This window comes from Compostimonas suwonensis (assembly GCF_002797855.1).
In the GTDB taxonomy this organism is placed as follows: Bacteria; Actinomycetota; Actinomycetes; order Actinomycetales; family Microbacteriaceae; genus Compostimonas; species Compostimonas suwonensis.
This window is the reverse complement of sequence record NZ_PGFB01000005.1, coordinates 26,233-46,272: the sequence shown is the minus strand read 5'-3', so window position 1 is coordinate 46,272 and position 20,040 is coordinate 26,233. Positions and strand designations below refer to the sequence as shown.

Genomic DNA, 20,040 nt, shown 5'->3' with positions numbered 1-20,040 from the left:
GAACGGCCGCGGCTGGCGGCTGTCACGACAGGCAAGGAGCACGACGTGAGCATCCAGACCCAGCAGTCACTGACCGGGTTCATCGCGACCGAGCCGCAGCTGACCACGACCTCCAAGGGCCAGGCCCGGTTCTACGCCAGGGTCGGTGTGCGGCATCAGCGCGTGGAGCCGGACGGCACCACGACCGACCTCGAGCCGACGTTCCACCACCTCGTCCTGTTCCGCGCCGCCGCTAAGCGCGCTCACGCCCAGTTCGCAAAGGACGACAGCTTCGTCGCCAGCGGCCGCGTTCACGCCTTCACGTACGAGCGGGACGGGAAGACGGTCCCCGACGAGGAGTTCATCGCGACCGCGATCGGGCACGACAGCCTGCGCACCCGGTACGGCGTCGACCGCAGCCGACGCGCCGGGCAGGCCGTGGAGGCGGACGCCGCCGAGCGCCCCTCGCCGCGACCGCGCCGCAAGCCGGCCCCGATCGGCGACGCGCCGCAGCGCCCGTCCGCAGAGTCCACCGCGGTCGCCCTCTGAAGGACGGGCCTGCCATGAGCACCCCCGACGAGACCCTGCGCGAGCCTGCGCCCGACGGGGGTCCCGAGTTGCTGCCGGAGCCGCCGCACCCGGTGAACTGGAACATCCTGACCGCCGACGAGGCCGAGACCGAGTGGCTGGAGCTCAACGCCTGGGTGAACTGGCTGCGCCGCACCTACGGGCTGCCGGCCGCGGTGATCCCGCCGCTGTGGCACCGGCACCCCGAGCTCGTATGGGAACTGAGCGCCCTGCACCTGCACTGGCTGGGCGCCTACGACCCGGAGCAGAACGGTTCCGCGCCGCTGGGCTGGCACCGGGACTTCGCCGACGCCCGGCACCGGCTGCGCGAGTGGGTCGCCGCATCCGGCACCCGCCTGGACCGCGACCGCCCGACCCGGCAGACCGTGTGGCCCGGCGAGGAACCCGCCGCGCCGGTCGAGGAGACCCCGATCACCGACCGGGACGCGGACTTCGTGCAGCACGTCCTCGACGACGTTGCCCGACGCCGGGCGGCCGAGGACGAGTTCTACCGCAACCTCGACCCGGACACGGGCGAGATCCACCCCTGAGCGTCGGCGTCCGATCACGGGAGCATCCATGCCAGTCTCGCCGCGCAGTCCTGACGCGGAGGCGACCTGATGGCCGCGCGCCGCAACCGCGACCCGCACCCGGGTCAGCTCGCGTTCGACCTGTGGGGGCTGGACGAGCGCACCGCCGACGAGTCGCTGGCCGGCGCGCTCGCATCCGAGGTGCCGGACGAGGCGGCCGGGGAGGAACACGCCGATGAACAAGTACGCGGCAGCAGCCCGAGCGCATTGGGAGAAGACGGCCCCGACGAGGCTTCACGCACTGGAGAACCCGGAGGAGTTTTTCACGAACCTGGGCCTTCAGGTGCAGGCGGAAGTGTCGGACCTGACGGCGATGCTGGCTGGGACGCGCTCTTCGGAGCAGAATTACTTGCAGGAGGTCGCCCGGCTGGTGACGGCCCGGCGGATAGCGGAGGAGGTCGTGATGGCACAGCTGGTGTGGATCGGCGACCCGGAGCTGCCGCTGGAGCAGGCCCGCGAGGAATGGGAGCAGACCCGGACCTCAGACGACAACCTCGTGACCTGGGCCGAGCGGATGCAGGACTCCCCGGACTTGATGCCCTCGACGGTCGAGCTGGAGCAGATGGCGGCCGACTGGGCGGTGCCGGTGACGTTCCTCGAGGGCCTGGTGGCGACCGAGCCGCCGCGGGACTACCTGCGGGAGAACGAGGCGGTACTTCAGGAGGCGGCGACGATTCGCTTCCTGCGCGAACTGAGCTAGCCGCCCCAGCCAGGTTCGTCCCCGCCTCGCAGGACGACCTGGCGCCCTCCGGGCAGAAGGCCAGGTTCCAGGCGAACACCGCCGCGATCCGGCTCGCGCGCACGCTGGCCGCCGAGGACCGGGCCGCGACCGCGGAGGAGCAGCAGGTGCTCGCCCGCTGGTCGAGCTGGGGGGCGCTGCCCGATGTGTTCGACGCGGCCAAGGACGGCTGGGACGCCGAGCGCGCCGAGCTGCGTGGCCTGCTGGACGAGACGGAGTGGGACGCCGCGGCGCGCACGACGATCAACGCCCACTACACCGACCCGTTGATCGTCCGGCAGATGTGGCGAGCGATGAGCGCGCTCGGCTTCGCCGGCGGCGCCGTGCTGGAACCCGGCTCCGGGGCGGGGACGTTCATCGGCCTCGCACCGGCGACGGCGCAGATGACCGGCGTGGAGCTGGACCCGGTGACCGCGGCGATCAGCCAGGGCCTCTACCCGCACGCGACAATCCGCGCCGAGTCGTTCGCCGACACCCGCATGCCCGAAGCGCACTTCGACGCCGCGATCGGCAACGTGCCGTTCGCCGGCGTCGTCCTGCACGATCCGGTCCACAACGGCACCAAGCAGACGATGCACAACCACTTCATCCTCAAGTCGCTGCGGCTGACCCGGCCCGGCGGGCTCGTCGCGGTGCTGACCTCGCACTACACGATGGACGCGCAGAACCCCGGCGCGCGCCGGGAGATGAACGCCCTGGCGGATCTCGTCGGGGCGATCCGCCTGCCCACCGGCGCGCACCGCCGCGCGGCAGGCACGGAGGTGCTCACCGACCTGCTCATCTTCCGCCGCCGCGAGGACGACCGACCGCCAGCCGACGACCTGTGGGAGACCGTCACGCCGGTCAACATCGACGGGCGGCTGGTGAAGATCAACGCCTACTTCGACCACCGGCCAGAGCGGATGCTCGGCACCGTCGGCGTGCAGCAGGGCATGTACGGGGCGGACACGCTCACCGTCACCGGCGACCTCGCCGAGCTGGAGAGCACACTGGCACTCGCCGTGGACGAGATCGTGTTCGCCGGGCGCCGGCTCGGGCTGACGATGAGCGAACGCACCGAGGCGCAGCAATCCCGCCGTGCCGCGTTCACCCCGTCGGCGCCGGCCGCGTGGGACGGCAGCATCGTCCCGGTCGACGGCGGCGAGTTCGCGACCGTCGCCTCCGGCGCGCTGGAACCGTTCGCCGTACCCAGGTCGGCGGCGACCGAGCTGCGCTCCCTCCTCGGGCTGCGCGACCGCGCCACGGCCCTGCTAACCCTGGAATCGGCCACGGTGGACGACACGGCCGAGGTCACCGAGGCGCGGGCCGCGCTGCGACGCGACTACCAGAAGTACCTCGGCAAGTACGGCCCTCTCAACCGCTACACGCTGCGTCCGACCGGGCGCCAGAACCCGGCCGGGGACGACACCTACGCGCGGATCGTGCCGACCCCGATCCGGCTGCTGCGCTCCGACCCGTTCGGACCCCTGGTGCTCGCCCTGGAGCAGTTCGACGACACCGAGCAGACGGCCACTCCGGCGGCGATCATGACCCGCCGCGTCGTCGCCCCGCGCCCAGAGGTACAGGGAGTGGAGACGCCCGCCGACGCGATCGCGGTGAGCCTGGACCGCACCGGCGGCATCGACCTGACCCTCATCGCCGACCTGCTGGGGATGCCTGAGCACGAGGCCCGTCCGGCGCTGGACGGGATGGTGTTCACCGATCCGGTCGGCGGCGAGCTCGTTCACGCCCCCGCCTACCTGTCCGGCGACGTGCGCGGGAAGCTCGAGGCCGCCAAGGCGCGCGCAGCCGACGAGCCCGCGTTCCAGGCGAACGTCGACGCGCTGACCGCCGTGCTGCCGGCCGCGCTCGGCGTGGAGGACATCACCGCCCGGCTGGGCGCCGTGTGGATCAGCGAACGCATCCACGAGGTCTTCCTCAACGCGATCCTGAAGACCTCCGACGTGCGGGTGGAGAATTCGCTGCCGGGCATGTGGGAGGTCCGCGGCGGTCGGGCAGGCGTGCTGTCCACGAGCGAATGGGGCACCGAGCGGCGCCCCGCGCCCGACATCGCCCAGGCCGTCATGGAGCAGAAGACCCTGCTCGTCTACGACGAGGTGGAAGACGTCGGCGGGAAGGTCCGTCGCGTCCTGAACCCGATCGAGACGACGGCCGCGCAGGAGAAGGCCGACCTCATCCAGGAGCGGTTCGGCGAGTGGGTGTGGGAAGACCCCGCCCGCGCCGCCGCGCTCGTGGACGAGTATAACCGGCGCTTCAACTCGATCGTGCTGCGCGATTACAGCGAGGCCGGCGACTACCTCTCGCTGCCCGGCATGGCGGCGAGCTTCGAGCCGCGCCCGCATCAGCGCGCCGCGGTCGCCCGCATGATCGCCGAGCCCTCGGCCGGGTTGTTCCACGAGGTCGGTGCCGGGAAGACCGCCGAGATGGTGATGGGCGCGATGGAGATGCGCCGCATGGGCCTGATCGCCAAGCCCGTCGTCGTCGTGCCCAATCACATGCTCGAACAGGTCGGCCGGGAGTGGCTGCAGATTTACCCGCAGGCGCGAATCCTCGCCGTCTCCAGCGGTGACCTGACCGCGGACAAGCGCCGCACCTTCGTCGCCCGCGCTGCGGCGAACGAGTGGGATGCCGTGATCTTGACCCAGGGGGCGTTCGCGAAGATCCCGCTGCGCACGGAGACCCAGCAGGCGTACATCCGCTCACAGGTCGATGACGTCAAGCAGGTGCTCGACCAGGCCGAGGGCGAGGACCGGATGAGCGTCAAGCGCATCCAGCGCAAGCTCCTGGCCCTGGAGAACAAGCTCAAGGACCGCACCGACACCGCCCGCGACGTCGGGGTCTGCTTCGAGGACACCGGCATCGACTACGTGATCGTCGACGAGATGCATATGTACAAGAACCTGGCGACGGAGTCCAACATCCGTGACGCCTCGATTGAGGGCTCGGACCGGGCGACCGATCTGCACATGAAGCTCGAGTATCTGCGCTCGCAAGGACGTGAGCGGGTCGTCACCGGGGCGACCGCGACGCCGATCTCCAACTCGGTCACCGAGGCATACGTGATGCAGCGCTACCTGCGTCCCGACCTGCTCGACGCGGCCGGGATCGGGGCGTTCGACGCCTGGGCGGCGACGTTCGGGCAGACCGTCACGCAGATGGAGATGGCCCCGACCGGGAACAACACGTTCCGCATGAAAACCCGCTTCGCGAAGTTCTCCAACGTGCCGGAGATGCTCAAGATGTGGTCGATCTTCGCCGACGTGAAGACCGCCGAAGACCTGCAACTGCCCACCCCCGACCTCGTTGCCCGCGACGACGGGCAGCGGGTGCCGGCCACGGTGCCGGTGCAGCCGACCGTGGAGCTCGAACGGTTCATCGAGCACCTGGGCGCGCGGGCGGAGAAGATCGCCGCGAAGGCGGTCCCGCCCAACGAGGACAACATGCTCAACGTGTCCACCGACGGCCGCAAGGCCGCGCTTGACATTCGCATGATCGTCCCCAACCGACCCTCCGGCCCGACGAAGATCGACGCCGCCGCCGACGCGATCCACCGGGTCTGGGAGCGCACGCGCGACAACGAGTACCTCGACGTCATCACCGGGCAGCCCTCGCCGGTGCGCGGGGCGTTGCAGCTTGTGTTCTCCGATATCGGCACGCCGAACCCCGACCGCTGGAACGCCTACGACGAGCTGCACGCCCAGCTCGTCCTGCGCGGGATGCCGGGCGAGGCGATCCGGTTCATGCACGAGGCCAAGACCGACACCGACAAGGCCCGCCTGTTCGCCGCCGCCCGCGCGGGGCACATCGCCGTGCTGCTCGGCTCGACCGAGAAGATGGGCGTGGGCACCAACGTCCAAGCAAGAGCGGTCGCGCTCTACCATCTGGACTGCCCGTGGCGTCCGTCCGACATCGCCCAGCGCGAGGGCCGGATCATGCGGCAGGGCAATCAGAACGCCGAGGTCGCGATCGTCCGATTCGTGACCGAGCGATCCTTCGACTCCTACATGTGGCAAGGCGTCGAGCGGAAGGCGACGTTCATCGCCCAGCTCATGCGGGGCCGGCTCGACACACGCGAGATCGAGGAGATCGACTCCTCGGCCCTGTCCGCCGCGGAAGCCAAGGCGATCAGCTCCGGCAACCCGCTGCTGCTGGAGCACTCCACGATCCAGAACGAGGTCACAAGGCTGCGCCGGCTGGAACGCGCCTACCACCGCAACGAGTCGATGCTCATCCACACCCGCGACCGTGCCCGCGGCGACGCGCGGCGCGCCGAGAACGACATCGAGCACCTGGAGGCCGCGGTGCCGCGCATCCGCGACACCTCCGGCGACAACTTCCGCATCGAGCTGCGCGGCACGCACTACGACTCGCGGGTCGACGCCGGGCACGCCCTCGCCCGGTGGGCGCACGACTCCGACCTGAAGTGGGCGCCCAAGTACGCGACCCGAGACTACGGCGTCATCGGACGCATCAGCGGATTCGACGTCCACCTGGGCACCCGCCCGATGCTCGGCGACCTGCTCATGGAGGTCAGGCTCGACGACGTGCCCCGCAGCGGCTTTACCATCTCCCGCGAGCTGTTCCTCGAGGGAGGCGTCGGCGTGATCCAGCGCATCGAGAACCGCGTCTCGGGCATCCCCACCCTGCTTGGGCACGCGCGCGACGACCTCGCCGTCGCCGAGCAGACCATCTCGGAGACCGAGGAACGCATCGGCCAGCCGTTCCGCTATGCGGCTGCCCTCGCCGATGCCGAGACGGACCTGAGCCGCGTCGAGGTACAGCTGGCCGCGATGCAGGATAGCGGCGAACAGCCGCCCGCCGTCGAGGAGGCGCGGATCACTGTGGAGGCCGTCCGCGCTCACCGGCCCGCGCTCGGGGTGCGGGCCGACCCCGACCGAGCGGTGGTCGACCTCGCCGTGGTCGAACGCTCGCTGGCCCCGCAGCGTGAAGGACCGCAGTTCGGCCTCTGACGCCGTGCGTCAGAACAAGGTCGGGGCGTCCGGGCGGGCCGCGGTCGGCCGCGCCCCGAACGACGAGGCCGGCGCCAGCCGGCGTGGGGAGCGCAGCGGCTCTTCTGGCATGAGGCGGCTCGCCAGCACCGCCTTGACGTCGCTCCACAGATCCGGGCGGTCCAGGTGCGCGTCCTTCTGGCAGTCGCGAGCCAGGTCGCTCAGGAACCGCTCACGCCTCGCCGGCGTCGACAACTGCTCGTCGTAGAATCCGTGAATGTCGTAGTGCGCGATGAAACCGAAGTAGCCGTGCGTCGAGAGCCCCAGATACAGCGGGCGCGTGAACTGCTCGCGAGGGAAGTCGTCGGCGATGAACCGCAGCAGCGAGTTCACGAACCGCGCCTTGCGTTCCGGGGTGCCCGAGCCCCAGCCCGAGTCGACGAACTGCTCCGGCCGGTATCGAGGGGTCGCCATGATGCTGCTCCGCTTCTTCGCCGCGGGCAGACGCCCGCACCATGAAGGTGCGCGTCGTCGAGGCGGGGGAGTTGCGCGCACCTGTACGTCATGGGCGAGACAAGAACCGACCATGCCGCTCCCGGAGGGCTCGCGAACGATCCGCTCCCGCCGACCTTCGACGTCGTGGCCTGGACGCGACAGGCATGCGAGGCGTCGGGGGTGCCGTTCGCCGTCGAAGACCCGGTAGTCCTGGGCCGACTCTGCGCGCTCATGGAGCATCCGGCCTGACCCAGCACCCTGCCGTCATGCCTTGAAGGTGAGCTCGACGCGCTCGGGTCGGAAGCGGGAACCACCGTTCGCGTAGGGCTGCACGACAAGACTGTCGACCAGCGCGGTCAGGATCGCCCGCTTCTGGGGAACCGTCCACTCGTGGTCCCAGGCGTGCCGCAGAGCCGCCTCATCGCCGATTGGGAGCCCTTTGAGGGCCGACCCACGGTTCACCCTTCCGAGAGCAAGTTCCGCGTCGTGTACGGCGCTCTGCGCCGCGACACGACCGGCGTGGTACTCGCTGCGGCTCAACATTCCTGCCCCGTAGTCACGGGCGAGGTCTTCCATCCGCTCGCGCGCGGCCAGGATGCGTCCCATAGCCGCCGCGACCGCGCCACCCGTCTCGGGAGTGTCGGCCGGGAGCGTGGTCGCGGCCAGGCGGGCGATCACCGCTTCCTTGACGACTGCTTCCAGACCGGAGGCGCTGACCGACAGACCGCCTCGTTCGGGGTGACCTGGAACGGGCATGCAGCGGTAGTAGCGACGCTTGGCGTCTGAGGGGCCATGGGTATTCTTGCCGGACACAAGTCCTGACCCGCACTTGCCGCAGGTGGCGATCGCCGAGAGCAGATTGATCGAGGACGCTCCGACGCGCCGGTCGGGGTTAGAGAGCATCGCCCTGATGCGGGTCGTTTCCTCCGGGGTGATGATCGCGGGCCAGTTCCCCGGCCCGAGAATCTCCCGTCCGTTGGGGGCGTCGCCGTGCCTCCGGCCAGGCTCATACGCTCGCTGTCCACTGATCCGTGCGGAGACGAGAATCGACTTCACCGTGGTCGCGTGCCACACGCCGAGCGTCTTCCCCGTGTTGGCCTGCGGTGCGGGGAACCCGGACTCTTCGTTCAGCCATGCGGTGATGGATCGCAGGGACTGGCCGGCCAGGAACCTGTCGGCCATTTCGCGGATGACCGCGGCCTGCTCGGGGATCAGCACGCCGCCGGTGCCGTAGCCGAACTTGGCCGCTCCGTGCCAGTCGCCGCGCTCGGCCTTCTGCCGGTTCGCGCGGCGGATGCGGTCTGCCTTGTGCCCGGACTCGTAGGCGGCCATCGCGACCAGCTGGCGCGCCATCAGCCGACCCTCGTGAGTGTTCAGGTCGAACGCCCCGCCCATGACTGCCTCGATGCGGATCGGATGCGTCTCCACGAGGTCGATCAAGTCCTCGAGCTCGCGGGGTCGCCGGTAAAGGCGGTCCACGTGCCACACCACGACCCGTGAGGGGCCGAGCTTGATCCGGGCGAGCATCCGTGCGAAGTCCGGTCGCTTCTTGTCGAGGTAGGCGGACGTGTCGTTGTCCATGAACACGTCGCCCTCGGCGACGTCCAAGCCCAGCCGGGCGCACAACGCGAGACAGTCGTCCCGCTGTCGCTCGACGCCGGCTTCCTCCCCGGTGCGGTCCTCACTGATCCGCAGATACACCAGCACCTGCTCCGTGATCGTGCTGCTACTGGTGGTCGTCGCCCTAAAGAGCATGGCGATCACCCCGATCGAATCCCTGCCTTGCAGACGTCGCGACCGGGCACCGAGTCAGTGCCCGGAGCATCACCGTTGAGGAACGATCGACAGTCAGACGGGCTCTCCCCAGCGTTACCGCCACCACTAGGTTGTTCTCGCGGCAGTACCGCTCAATGGCTCGTCGCTGCGCCCCCGTGCCCCCGCCAACGGGCCGCGTTCGAGCAACCCGCACGTACACCGCAACGTTCCTCTTGCCTTCGACATCCACGCCGATCACCTCCACTGACTAGGTGCGTCAGATGCACCAAGTGGAGAAGACGACCTTGCTCGCCGCCCTCCTGGCCGAGGCATCGCCCGACGAGAGGATCGTGACGCTCGAAGACGTCGCCGAACTGCGCATCGACCATCCGCACGTCGTCTCGCTCGAGTCCCGGCAGGCGAATCTCGAGGGCAGCGGCCGCCTGGGGCTCGAACGCCTCGTGCGCGAGGCCCTGCGGATGCGCCCCGACCGCCTGGTGCTGGGCGAGTGCCGTGGTGCGGAGATCCGCGAGCTGCTCGCGGCGCTCAACACGGGTCACGACGGCGGCGCGGGAACCCTGCACGCGAACTCGCTCAAAGACGTGCCCGCGCGCATCGAGGCGCTCGGAGCCCTCGCCGGCATGAACGCCGAGGCCATCGCCCGGCAGACGGTGAGCGCGATCGGGCTCGTGCTGCACATCGAGCGGCGCGACGGGGTGCGGCGCCTGGAGCACATGGGGCGCTTCGCCCTCGACGCGCGGGACCGGCTCATGGTGGTGCCGGCATGAGCGGCGGCGGGCGGGGCGGGCGGGGCGCGGTGTCTCGAGCTGCGGAGGGGCGAGGCGTGGAAGGACGACCAGTGGTCGGCCGGGGCATGGAGGGGCGAGGCGCGGTGGGGCAGGGTGCTGCGGTGCGATCGCACGGCGTGCGACGGCGCGCACGGGACCGCCCGCCGCCCATCGAGACCGTGGCCGCCGTGACAGAGCGTCTGGCCGTACTGCTGTCGGCGGGGGTCGCCCCGGCGAGCGCCTGGGGCTACCTCTCGAGCGACACGAGCATCGAGCAGGATGCCGCGGCGCCCGTGATCGGCGCTGCGGCCTCGGCCGGCTCCACGGGCGCCGACGTCGCCCGTGCTCTCGCGGCATCCGTCGACGCGCGGCAGCCGCTCGGTCAGGCGTGGCTCGGCCTCGCGTCCGCCTGGGCCGTCGCGACCGAGTCGGGTGCGCCGCTCGCCACGTGCCTGCGGCATCTCGCGGAGTCGTTCCGGCAGCTCGGCGCCACGCAGCGCGATCTGTCGGTCGCGATGGCGGGCCCCGCGTCGACGGCGAGGCTCGTGATGGCCATGCCCGTGATCGGCGTGCTCTTCGGGCTGGGGCTCGGTTTCGACACGGTGCACACCCTGTTCGGGACGATTCCGGGCGCCGCCTGCCTGGTCGTGGGCATCCTGCTGATGCTTCTCGCCGGCCGATGGAATCGGGCGCTCATCGCCGCCGCGCAACCGCGGAGGGCGGCGCCCGGGCTGTCGCTCGACCTCATGGCGATCGCGATGACGGGCGGCGCCTCGCTCGACCGGGCGAGGGCGCTCGTCGACCGGGTCGTCGTCGACTTCGCGCTGCCGGTCGACGATGAGCGCAGCGCCGTCGACGGCGTGCTCGAGCTCTCGCGTCGAGCGGGTGTGCCCGCCGGGGAGCTCCTGAGGAGCGAGGCCGAGCAGCTGCGCCGCTCGGCCCGCTCGGAGGGCCAGCGCAGCGCGGCAGCTCTCGCAGTGAAGCTCATGCTGCCGCTCGGCGTGTGCGTTCTGCCCGCCTTTATGCTGCTCGGCGTCGCGCCCCTGCTGTTCTCCGTGATCTCCTCCACAGTGTCGGTGATCGTGTGATCCATCCACCGTTCGCTGTCGCCGGCCGCTGCGCACCCGTGGCGGCGGGCATCCTGGTATCCACTCGAGCCGCAGTCACACCCAACCGGGTCTGCACGACCCATCACTCACCATCACCCAGGAGGAAACGACATGGCACACAACACATCCACCCGGCCGGCCGAGCTGCACTCGCGGCGCCTCGGCGAGCTCGACGGGAGCGGTCAGCGCAGGGGCTCGGGCGCGGCGGCGTATGCGGCCGACGTGCCGGGCGGCCTCTCCCGGCTCGCGTCGAGGCTGCGAGACGACGAAGGCGCTGCGACCGCGGAATACGCCGTCGCCACGATGGCGGCCGTCGGGTTCGCGGGGCTCCTCGTGCTCATCCTGCGGGGAGACGAGGTCCGGGGCATCCTGACCGACCTCGTGCGCAATGCCCTCACGGTGGGCTGAGCGCACCCGATGGTCCTCGGCACGGGGCAGTGTGACCGCCGAGTTCGCAGCCGTCGTTCCGGCGATCGTGCTCGTGCTCGCGTTCTGCCTCGGCGGCATCCAGCTCGCGACGCAGAACCTGCGGATGACGGATGCCGCGGCCGACGCCGCCCGCAGCCTGGCCCGCGGCGACGGATCGGATGTCGCCGCGGGCCGGGCGGCCACGATCGCCGGAGCGGTCACCATGAACACCAGGCAGCAGGGAGAGTTCGTATGCGTGGAATTGAGCGCGGGCAGCGCCTTCGGGCCCCTGGCCCTGGTCGGCGTCGAGGCGCGGGCACAGAGCTGCGCGCTCGCGGGCGGGCTCTGAGCGGCTGGGGGCCGAGGGTGCGGGGGCCCGGTGTGCGGCGCGACGCCGGCTCGGCATCGGTGATGGGCATGGCCGTCGTCGCGACGATGGTCGCCCTCGCCGGGCTCGTCGTTCCCGTCGGTGTCGTGCTCGTGGCGCGACAGGGCGTCGCGAACGCCGCGGATGCCGCCGCGCTCGCGGCGGCCGACGCCGCTTCGGGCGCGATCGGCGGCTATCCGTGCGATGTCGCGGATGTCGCCGCCGGTCTCAACGCAGCGACGGTGACCGGGTGCGAGCTCGACGGGCTCGTCGCGTCCGTCACGGTCTCGCGCACCGTGCTCGGCTTCGCGATCGCGAGCAGCGCACGAGCGGGGCCGTCGCCGTAGTGCGGCGTCAGAGCCGAGCGGCCGAGCCGGCGGACGTGACGATCAGACGATCAGCAAGACCGATCAGCAGAGGCCGATCAGCCGAGGTCGATCAATCGAAGACGGCCTCGAGGTAGCGGTAGTCGACGGCCGTCGGCTGATGGCCGGAGTCTCCGTCGCCGCCGAACTCGAGCGCCGTGCCGCGGGCGTAGAGGTAGCGCTTGCCGTCCGATTCGGCGGGGATCTCCAGTCGCGGCTGCGGTTCACCCGATTCGAGGAAGGGCGTTGTGATGGTCTTGCCCTCGAGAGGTCCGTCCGTCAGCTTGGCTGTATAGGTTCCAGAGAGTGATGTAGCCATAACGCCATTGTCCTCCGTAGTGTTGGCGTCGCAAAGGGGTTGTGCGACACGCCTGAAGGCCCTGTCGCCCACGAACTCCTCAGCAACGTCATCAGTACCTCTTAATACGTGCGGTGAAACGGGCACGGGGAGCGACGGAGACGATCACGGGGCGAACGCCGCGATCACGCGGATGGCGCCGATTAGGCAGAGTTCCTCTGAGTATGTGTATGGTGTGCCTGATGGGCTGCGGCGCTCATCGGGCGCAGAACGTCGCCGCACCGGGGGGAAGCGGAGCGTTTCGCCCGCCGAAATCATAAGACACAGGGAGTCAGGTGTCCGTTAGCAAAAAGCTGGTCATCGTCGAGTCGCCGGCCAAGGCGAAGACGATTGCCCAGTATCTGGGCAAGGGCTACGAGGTTCAGGCCTCGGTGGGCCACATTCGCGACCTCGTCGAGCCCAAGAACCTTCCCCCGGAGCTCAAGAAGGGCTCACTGGGCAAATTCTCGGTCGACGTCGAGAACGGCTTCGAGCCGTACTACGTCGTCTCGGCCGAGAAGAAGAAGACGGTCACCGACCTCAAGAGGGCGTTGAAAGACGCCGACGAGCTCTTCCTCGCAACTGATGAGGACCGCGAGGGCGAAGCCATCGCGTGGCACCTGCTGCAGGTTCTGAACCCCAAGGTCCCCGTGCGCCGGATGGTCTTCCACGAGATCACCCGCGAGGCCATCGAGCACGCTCGCGACAACACCCGCGAGATCGACACGGCGCTCGTCGACGCCCAGGAGACCCGCCGCATCCTCGACCGCCTCTACGGCTACGAGGTCTCGCCGGTGCTCTGGCGCAAGGTCGGCCCCGGTCTGTCCGCAGGCCGGGTGCAGTCCGCCGCTACCCGCCTCGTCGTCGACCGCGAGCGCGAACGCCTCGCCTTCACCGCTGCCAGCTACTGGGATCTCGCCGCCCGTCTCGCGGCATCCACCGAGGCCGGAGCCGACACGGCGACCGCCTTCGACGCCCGGCTCGTGCGCCTCGGCGGCGACAGGATCGCCTCCGGCCGTGACTTCGACGACACCGGCGCGCTCACCTCGAAGGCCGTCACCCTCGATGAGCCCACCGCCCGTGCGCTGACCGCCGCGCTCGAGGCGTCGACCACGAAGACGGTCGTCTCGACCCTCGAGTCGAAGCCGTACTCCCGCCGCCCCGCCGCCCCCTTCACGACCTCGACCCTGCAGCAGGAGGCGGCCCGTAAGCTCCGCTTCTCGTCGCGGCAGACCATGAGCGTCGCGCAGTCGTTGTACGAGAACGGCTACATCACCTATATGCGAACCGACTCGCCCTCGCTCTCGCAGCAGGCGATCAACGCGGCCCGCACGCAGGCGACGGCGCTCTACGGCGCCGACACCATCCCCGACAAGCCGCGACTGTACACCGGCAAGAACAAGAGCGCCCAGGAGGCGCACGAGGCGATCCGCCCCGCCGGCGACAGCTTCCGCACCCCGCAGCAGCTCGCGAGCACCCTGCGCGGAAACGAGTTCAAGCTCTACGATCTCATCTGGAAGCGCACGGTCGCATCGCAGATGGCCGACGCGAAAGGCTCCACGGCGACCGTGACGATCGCATCGACGGTGGGCGAGAAAGCCGGCGACATCGAGGCCGGGACCGTCGCCGAGTTCACGGCGAGCGGAACCGTCATCACCTTCCGCGGCTTCCTGCACGCCTATGAGGAGAGCCACGACGAGGAGCGCAACGCCCCCGCCGAGCCCTCGGAGGCGAAGCTCCCGCCCCTCACCGAAGGCCAGACGCTCGACCTGCTCGACGTCGAGGCGAAAGGGCACGAGACCAGCCCGCCGCCGCGCTACACCGAAGCGAGCCTCATCAAGGCGCTCGAAGAGCTCGGCATCGGCCGGCCCTCGACCTACACGGCGACGATCTCGACCATCGTCGACCGCGGCTACGTCACCCCTCGGGGCACGGCGCTCATCCCCAGCTGGACGGCGTTCTCCGTCGTGCGGCTGCTCGAGGAGTTCTTCGCCGACCTCGTGCAGTACGACTTCACGGCCGAGATGGAAGAAGACCTCGACCGCATCGCCGGCGGCGAGGAAGACCGGGTGGACTGGCTCAACAGCTTCTACTTCGGCACGGCCACCCATCGCGGGCTCCGCCAGGTCATCGACAATCTCGGCGACATCGACGCGCGGGCGATCAACTCGATCGTCCTGAGCGACGACATCACCCTGCGCATCGGCAAGTACGGCCCCTACCTCGAGGTCGTCGAGCCGGATGCCGCGCTCGACGACGAGGGCAAGCCCGTGCCGCGCCGCGTCAACATCCCGCCGGAGCTCGCCCCCGACGAGCTCACGGCCGTCAAGGCCCGCGAGCTCGTCGACGCCCCCGTCCAGACCGACCGTGTGCTGGGCAGCAACCCGGCGAACGGCAAGAACGTCGTCGCGAAAGACGGCCGTTTCGGCCCCTACGTGACCGAGCTCGACCCCGAGCCGGAGCCCGTCGCCGACCCCGCGACCGGCGAGATCGTCGAGACGGCCGCGACTGCAGCTGCCACGGCCACGGCCGCCAAGGCGCCGGCCAAGAAGCCCGCGGCGAAGAAGGCCGCGGCCGTCAAGCCCCGTACGGCCTCGCTCTTCAAGAGCATGGATGTCGCGACCATCGACCTCGACACGGCCCTGCGCCTGCTCGACCTTCCCCGCACCGTGGGCGCCGACCCCGAGTCGGGCGAGGAGATCCTCGCCCAGAACGGCCGCTACGGCCCATACCTGAAAAAGGGTGTCGACACTCGGTCGCTCACGAGCGAGGACCAGATCTTCGAGATCGACCTCGCCGGAGCCCTCGAGCTCTACGCGCAGCCCAAATACGGCGCGCGGCGCGCTTCGAGCGCGCTCAAGGACTTCGAGGCCCCCGACCCCGAGAGCGGCAAGGCCATCAAGATCAAAGACGGCCGCTTCGGCGCCTACGTCACCGACGGGGTGACCAACGCGACCATCCCGCGCGGCGAGACGGTCGAAGAGGTCGACTTCGAGCGCGCCGTGCAGCTGCTGGCCGACAAACGCGCCAAAGGCCCGGCGAAGCCCCGTGCCGCCGCCAAGAAGGCACCCGCCACCAAGACGGCTGCCAAGAAGACGACCACGGCCAAGAAGACAGCGACGGTCAAGAAGGCAGCCGGCACGACCGCCGCGAAAGCGGCCGTCGCCACCACGACGACCGTGCGCAAGGCCGGAGCCACCGCGGCGGCCACGAAGGCGACCGCCGCGAAGACGGGGCTTCCGACGGCGGGTGCAGCGGGAACGACGGCGGGCTCGGAGTGACGGCGGCTGCGGCATCCGGGCTCTTCATCACCTTCGAAGGCGGTGACGGCTCCGGCAAGTCGACGCAGGCGGCACTGCTGACCGACTGGCTCGAAGAGGGCGGGCGCACCGTGGTGCGCTCGCGCGAGCCCGGCGGCACCGATGTCGGCAATGAGATCCGCGAGATCGTGCTCCACCACCGCGGCGAGATCACGCCTCGCGCCGAAGCCCTGCTCTACGCGGCCGACCGCGCCCACCACATCGCCACAAAGATCCGTCCGGCGATCGACCGCGGCGACATCGTCATCCAAGACCGCTACCTCGACTCCTCGGTCGCCTACCAGGGCGCCGGGCGCGTGCTCGACGCGACCCAGGTGCGGATGCTCTCGCTCTGGGCGGCGGAAGACCTGCTGCCCGACCTGACGATCCTGCTCGACCTCGACGAGACCCGCGCCCGCGGCCGGCTCGACGCCGCCCGCACCCGCTACGACCGTCTCGAAGCCGAGGCGGGCGAGTTCCACGCGCGCGTGCGGGCAGCCTACCTCGATCTCGCGGCCGCCGAGCCGGGGCGATTCCTCGTTCTCGACGCCACCGAACCCGTCGAGCGCATCGCGGAGCGCATCCGCGATCGCGTCGGGACGCTGCTGGCCCGCGAGGGCAGCGGTGCCACCGGAGCGGGCGGTGCCACCGAGGCGGGCGGTGACGGCGGTGAGACCGGTTCGCAGGATGCCGTCAGTCGCGGCCGATAACCTGAAAGCATGAGTGTCTGGGATGAGCTGACGGGGCAGGCCGACGCCATCGGCGTGCTGCGCGCGGCGGCCGAGAGCTCGGTCGCGATGGCGCCCACCGGATCGATGACCCACTCCTGGCTCATCACCGGCCCGCCCGGCTCGGGTCGCTCGAACCTCGCGTTCGCCTTCGCGGCGGCCCTCCTGAGTGCCGGAGACCCTCAGGACGAGGTCGCGACCCTCCGCCAGGTCGAAGCACGCAGCCACCCCGACCTCGCCGTGCTCAGCACCGAACGGGTCATCATCTCGATCGACGAGGTGCGCAAGCTCGTCTCCAGCTCGCAGTTCTCGCCGTCCATCGGGCGGCACCGGGTCATGGTCATCGAAGACGCCGACCGGATGACCGAGCGCACCTCCAACGTGCTGCTCAAGGCTCTCGAGGAGCCGCCTGAGCGCACGGTGTGGATCCTCTGCGCGCCCAGCGAGGCCGACCTCATCCCCACGATCCGATCGCGCGTGCGCACCGTGCGACTGCGGGTGCCGAGCATCGACGACGTCGCCGAGCTCATCGTGCGACGCGACGGCGTCGATGCGCAGACCGCCGAACGCGCCGCCCGTCTGGCGCAGAGCCACATCGGCATGGCGCACCGCCTCGCCACCAACGCCGAGGCGCGCGACCGTCGCGACGAGACCCTCCGCACCGCGCTCGCGATCCACTCCGTGGCCACCGCCGTCTCCGCCGCAGCACGGCTCATGGAGATCGCCGGCGACGACGCCAAGGCGATCACCGAGGAGCGCGACGCCGAAGAACGCGAGAGCGCCCTGCGCTCCCTGGGCGTCGAGCCCGGGGGAGCGGTTCCCGCGCAGCTGCGCGGCCAGCTCAAGACCCTCGAAGAAGACCAGAAGCGCCGCGCGACACGCAGCCTGCGCGACGGCCTCGACCGCATCCTTGTCGACCTCATGTCGCTCTACCGCGACCTCGTGATGCTGCAGCTCGGGCGCGGTGGCAGCGTCATCAACCGCGAGCTCGAGGTCGAGCTGAACGCCGCGGCCGCGGCATCCACCCCCGCTCAGACGCTCGAGACGCTCGACTCGATCGCCCTCGCCCGGCGCAGGATCGAATCGAACGTCGCCCCCGCCCTCGCACTCGAGGCCATGCTCGTCTCCGCCATCAGAACACCGCGAAAGGTGCAGTGACCCTGTGACCCGACCACCGCGCGCCCGCACGATCGTGGCCGTCGTCGCCCTCGCCGCGACGCTGAGCCTCACCCTGTCGAGCTGCCTGCCGTGGCCGCACCTGGCGTCGCGGTCCGCGAGCGCGACGTCGACCCCGGTCTCGGAAGACGTGCCGGCCGAGCTCGCCCCCTATTACACGCAGAGCCTCAGCTGGACGAGCTGCGGCGACGCCCTGCAGTGCACGACGGCGAAGGCGCCGCTCGACTGGAACGACCCGGGCGCCGGCGACATCGACCTCGCCCTCGTGCGCCACCAGGCGACGGGCGACCGGCTCGGCTCGCTGCTCGTCAACCCGGGCGGCCCCGGCGGCTCGGGCTACGACTTCGTCATGGACTCCCTCGACTTCGCGACGGATGCGACGCTGCAGGAGAGCTACGACATCGTCGGCTTCGACCCCCGCGGCGTGGGGCGATCCTCCGCCGTGACCTGCTACGACCCGGCCCAGATGGACACCTACCTCTACGGCCTGACGACCGCGCCCCGCGGAAGCGACGCGTGGATCCAGGAGCTCGAGACCTCGGCGACCGACTTCGGCGACGCGTGCGCCAAGAACACGGGTCCCCTGCTCGGGCACGTCGACACCACGAGCGCCGCGAAAGACCTCGACATGCTGCGTGCGGCCCTCGGCGACGAGCAGCTCAACTACCTCGGATACTCCTACGGAACCTACCTCGGCGCCACCTACGCCGAGCTCTTCCCGAGCAAGGTCGGGCGATTCGTGCTCGACGGGGCCCTCGACCCCTCGACGAGCAACTTCGAGGTCACCAAGACCCAGGCGATGGGCTTCGAGAGCGCTCTGCGCGCCTACCTGGCCGACTGCCTCGCGGGCGACGACTGCCCCTTCACCGGCACCGTCGACGACGCGATGGGCACGATCGCCGCGCTCCTGGACTCGGTGGACGCGAGCCCCATCCGGGCGACAGACGGTCGCGAGCTCGGCGGCAACACCCTGCTGACGGCCATCATCTACCCGCTCTATCAGGCCGACGCCTGGAGCTACCTGAGCGACATGCTCGCCACGGTCATGAAGGGCGAGGCGGACTACGCGTTCCAGTTCGCCGACGCCTACAACGGCCGCGACACCGACGGCAGCTACCTCGACAACTCCACGGAGGCGTTCCTCGCCATCAACTGCATTGACTACGCCTACGACGACGACCCGGCGACGATGCGCGCGCAGGCCGCGGAGCTCGAGGCCGCCGCCCCGGTCATCGGCAAGTACATGGCGTACGGCGACATCGGCTGCGCGAGCTGGCCGTACACCTTCACCGGGGAGCGCACGGCTCTGCACGCGGAAGGCGCCGCCCCGATCCTCGTCGTCGGCACCACCAACGACCCCGCGACCCCGTACGTCTGGGCGCAGAACCTCGCCGAGCAGCTCGACAGCGGCCACCTCGTCACGTACCAGGGCGAAGGGCACACCGCGTACAACAAGTCCAACGACTGCGTGAACAACACCGTCGACGCGTTCTTCGTCGACGGCGTGGTGCCGGACTCCGACCCGATGTGCTGACGCCATGCCGGTGAGCCGTCGACCGCGCCCATGAAGAGGTATCAGAGCGACCGGACCGTGTCGACGGGTTTGTTCGTATACGCATGCATAGGAATAATCACAGTATGAGTACCTCCGTCGAGCCGGGCCTGCGGGAGCGCAAGAGGATCGCCACCCGGCGCACCATCCAGCGCTCCGTGCTGCTGCTCGCGGTCGAGCACGGCTTCGACCGGGTGACCGTCGAAGACATCAGCCGCGAATCCCAGATCTCCCCGCGCACCTTCTTCAACTACTTCTCGTCGAAGGACGAGGCGCTCGTCGGCGACATCCCCGAGCTGCCCGACGAGCCGATCGTGGAGCAGTTCGTCACCGCGGGGCCGGACGGCGACATCCTCGACCAGCTCGGCGAGCTCTTCGCGGCCTCGGCGACGAGCGCGGCCGAAGACCGTGAGATGCACACGCTGCGCCGGCAGGTGTTCCAGAGGCATCCGCACCTCTTCGGCCTCAAGATGCAGACCATGCGGGCCTTCGAGGCCACGCTCTACGAGCTCGTCGTGCGCCGCCTGCTGCGCGACGACCCGAGCCTCGAGACGGACGAGGCGGCGCTCTACGAACGCGCCTGGCTCATCACCCTCGTCGCCTTCGCCGGCCTGCGTCACGGCTGGCGCTGCTGGGCCGAGATGGACAACCCGGGATCGCTCTCGGAGAGACTGCGGGCGTCCTTCCGGCAGCTGCACACAATCGCCTCCGAGACACGCTAAGATCGATAGCTGTGCCCGCCGGTTTCGCCGGCAGTCACGCCGCCTTAGCTCAGTCGGCAGAGCGTCTCACTCGTAATGAGAAGGTCGTGGGTTCGATTCCCACAGGCGGCCCCAT

17 protein-coding genes, 1 tRNA gene and 1 pseudogene are annotated in these 20,040 nt (G+C 70.1%); 16 read left to right on the top strand and 3 right to left on the bottom strand.

The genetic code is table 11. The features are described 5' to 3' along the window. The first annotated feature begins 45 nt into the window (after positions 1-45). The 4 genes from CLV54_RS13775 (at position 46) to CLV54_RS13760 (ending at position 6,845) form a co-directional block, all read left to right on the top strand. Positions 46-528: a single-stranded DNA-binding protein gene (locus tag CLV54_RS13775; RefSeq protein ID WP_100345582.1), complete on the top strand. Its 483-nt coding sequence runs from the start codon at positions 46-48 to the stop codon at positions 526-528. 14 nt (positions 529-542) lie between these two features. Further along, complete coding sequence (locus CLV54_RS13770; protein WP_100345581.1) at positions 543-1,097, top strand: hypothetical protein; 555 nt, start codon at positions 543-545, stop codon at positions 1,095-1,097. Between the two features lie 214 nt (positions 1,098-1,311). After that, positions 1,312-1,836, top strand: coding sequence for a hypothetical protein (locus tag CLV54_RS13765; protein ID WP_100345580.1), 525 nt, complete (start codon positions 1,312-1,314; stop codon positions 1,834-1,836). Positions 1,837-1,982: 146 nt separating this feature from the next. Next, the gene (locus CLV54_RS13760) at positions 1,983-6,845 is read left to right on the top strand and encodes a helicase-related protein (protein WP_211294559.1); all 4,863 of its coding nucleotides are present in this window, start codon (positions 1,983-1,985) and stop codon (positions 6,843-6,845) included. 9 nt (positions 6,846-6,854) lie between these two features. On the opposite strand, the gene CLV54_RS13755 is transcribed toward CLV54_RS13760, so the two are convergent. Beyond that, a complete protein-coding gene (locus CLV54_RS13755) occupies positions 6,855-7,298 on the bottom strand; it encodes a hypothetical protein (RefSeq protein ID WP_100345579.1) in 444 nt (147 codons plus the stop codon). A 90-nt stretch (positions 7,299-7,388) separates the two neighbouring features. Between CLV54_RS13755 and CLV54_RS13750 the strand changes: the two genes are divergently transcribed. Further along, a complete protein-coding gene (locus CLV54_RS13750; protein ID WP_100345578.1) occupies positions 7,389-7,568 on the top strand; it encodes a hypothetical protein in 180 nt (59 codons plus the stop codon). A gap of 15 nt (positions 7,569-7,583) precedes the next feature. Here CLV54_RS13750 and CLV54_RS13745 read toward each other — a convergent pair whose 3' ends face one another. Further along, complete coding sequence (locus tag CLV54_RS13745; protein WP_100345892.1) at positions 7,584-9,074, bottom strand: recombinase family protein; 1,491 nt, start codon at positions 9,072-9,074, stop codon at positions 7,584-7,586. Between the two features lie 296 nt (positions 9,075-9,370). Here CLV54_RS13745 and CLV54_RS13740 point away from each other — a divergent pair. From CLV54_RS13740 to CLV54_RS13720, 5 genes and pseudogenes are all read left to right on the top strand, one after another. Then, positions 9,371-9,862 (top strand): annotated as a pseudogene (locus CLV54_RS13740) (ATPase, T2SS/T4P/T4SS family); the annotation flags it as partial. Positions 9,863-10,050: 188 nt separating this feature from the next. Then, positions 10,051-10,950 (top strand): type II secretion system F family protein, encoded by a 900-nt coding sequence (locus CLV54_RS13735; RefSeq protein ID WP_245861737.1) that lies wholly within the window; start codon positions 10,051-10,053, stop codon positions 10,948-10,950. A 243-nt stretch (positions 10,951-11,193) separates the two neighbouring features. Next, positions 11,194-11,379, top strand: a complete 186-nt coding sequence (locus CLV54_RS17980; RefSeq protein ID WP_245861770.1) for a DUF4244 domain-containing protein — start codon at positions 11,194-11,196, stop codon at positions 11,377-11,379. 31 nt (positions 11,380-11,410) lie between these two features. Further along, positions 11,411-11,728 (top strand): TadE family type IV pilus minor pilin, encoded by a 318-nt coding sequence (locus CLV54_RS13725; RefSeq protein WP_157802975.1) that lies wholly within the window; start codon positions 11,411-11,413, stop codon positions 11,726-11,728. 17 nt (positions 11,729-11,745) lie between these two features. Beyond that, complete coding sequence (locus CLV54_RS13720) at positions 11,746-12,093, top strand: Rv3654c family TadE-like protein (RefSeq protein ID WP_245861736.1); 348 nt, start codon at positions 11,746-11,748, stop codon at positions 12,091-12,093. A 91-nt stretch (positions 12,094-12,184) separates the two neighbouring features. Here CLV54_RS13720 and CLV54_RS13715 read toward each other — a convergent pair whose 3' ends face one another. Continuing rightward, positions 12,185-12,430, bottom strand: coding sequence for a hypothetical protein (locus CLV54_RS13715; RefSeq protein ID WP_100345573.1), 246 nt, complete (start codon positions 12,428-12,430; stop codon positions 12,185-12,187). A 314-nt stretch (positions 12,431-12,744) separates the two neighbouring features. Between CLV54_RS13715 and topA the strand changes: the two genes are divergently transcribed. The 6 genes from topA (at position 12,745) to CLV54_RS13685 (ending at position 20,039) form a co-directional block, all read left to right on the top strand. After that, positions 12,745-15,729 carry a type I DNA topoisomerase gene (topA, locus tag CLV54_RS13710; RefSeq protein ID WP_100345572.1) on the top strand — a complete coding sequence of 995 codons (2,985 nt, stop codon included), beginning with the start codon at positions 12,745-12,747 and terminating at the stop codon, positions 15,727-15,729. Further along, positions 15,726-16,457 (top strand): dTMP kinase, encoded by a 732-nt coding sequence (gene tmk / locus CLV54_RS13705; RefSeq protein WP_100345571.1) that lies wholly within the window; start codon positions 15,726-15,728, stop codon positions 16,455-16,457. The genes topA and tmk overlap by 4 nt, the downstream gene beginning before the upstream one ends. A 9-nt stretch (positions 16,458-16,466) precedes the next feature. After that, the gene (locus tag CLV54_RS13700; protein ID WP_100345570.1) at positions 16,467-17,633 is read left to right on the top strand and encodes a DNA polymerase III subunit delta'; all 1,167 of its coding nucleotides are present in this window, start codon (positions 16,467-16,469) and stop codon (positions 17,631-17,633) included. A gap of 4 nt (positions 17,634-17,637) precedes the next feature. Continuing rightward, positions 17,638-19,185, top strand: coding sequence for an alpha/beta hydrolase (locus CLV54_RS13695; RefSeq protein WP_100345569.1), 1,548 nt, complete (start codon positions 17,638-17,640; stop codon positions 19,183-19,185). A 104-nt stretch (positions 19,186-19,289) separates the two neighbouring features. Continuing rightward, entirely contained in the window at positions 19,290-19,925 is a 636-nt protein-coding gene (locus CLV54_RS13690) for a TetR/AcrR family transcriptional regulator (protein WP_100345568.1), read from the top strand. Positions 19,926-19,963: 38 nt separating this feature from the next. Next, positions 19,964-20,039: transfer RNA gene (locus CLV54_RS13685), tRNA-Thr, on the top strand. Position 20,040 lies beyond the last annotated feature (1 nt).

Coding starts and splice junctions, on each gene's coding strand:
- CLV54_RS13765 (WP_100345580.1), top strand. CDS start 1,312: ATGAACAAGTACGCGGCAGCAGCCCGAGCGCATTGGGAGAAGACGGCC.
- CLV54_RS13755 (WP_100345579.1), bottom strand. CDS start 7,298: ATGGCGACCCCTCGATACCGGCCGGAGCAGTTCGTCGACTCGGGCTGG.
- CLV54_RS13715 (WP_100345573.1), bottom strand. CDS start 12,430: ATGGCTACATCACTCTCTGGAACCTATACAGCCAAGCTGACGGACGGA.
- CLV54_RS13770 (WP_100345581.1), top strand. CDS start 543: ATGAGCACCCCCGACGAGACCCTGCGCGAGCCTGCGCCCGACGGGGGT.
- CLV54_RS13745 (WP_100345892.1), bottom strand. CDS start 9,074: ATGCTCTTTAGGGCGACGACCACCAGTAGCAGCACGATCACGGAGCAG.
- CLV54_RS13690 (WP_100345568.1), top strand. CDS start 19,290: ATGAGTACCTCCGTCGAGCCGGGCCTGCGGGAGCGCAAGAGGATCGCC.
- CLV54_RS13700 (WP_100345570.1), top strand. CDS start 16,467: ATGAGTGTCTGGGATGAGCTGACGGGGCAGGCCGACGCCATCGGCGTG.
- CLV54_RS13750 (WP_100345578.1), top strand. CDS start 7,389: ATGGGCGAGACAAGAACCGACCATGCCGCTCCCGGAGGGCTCGCGAAC.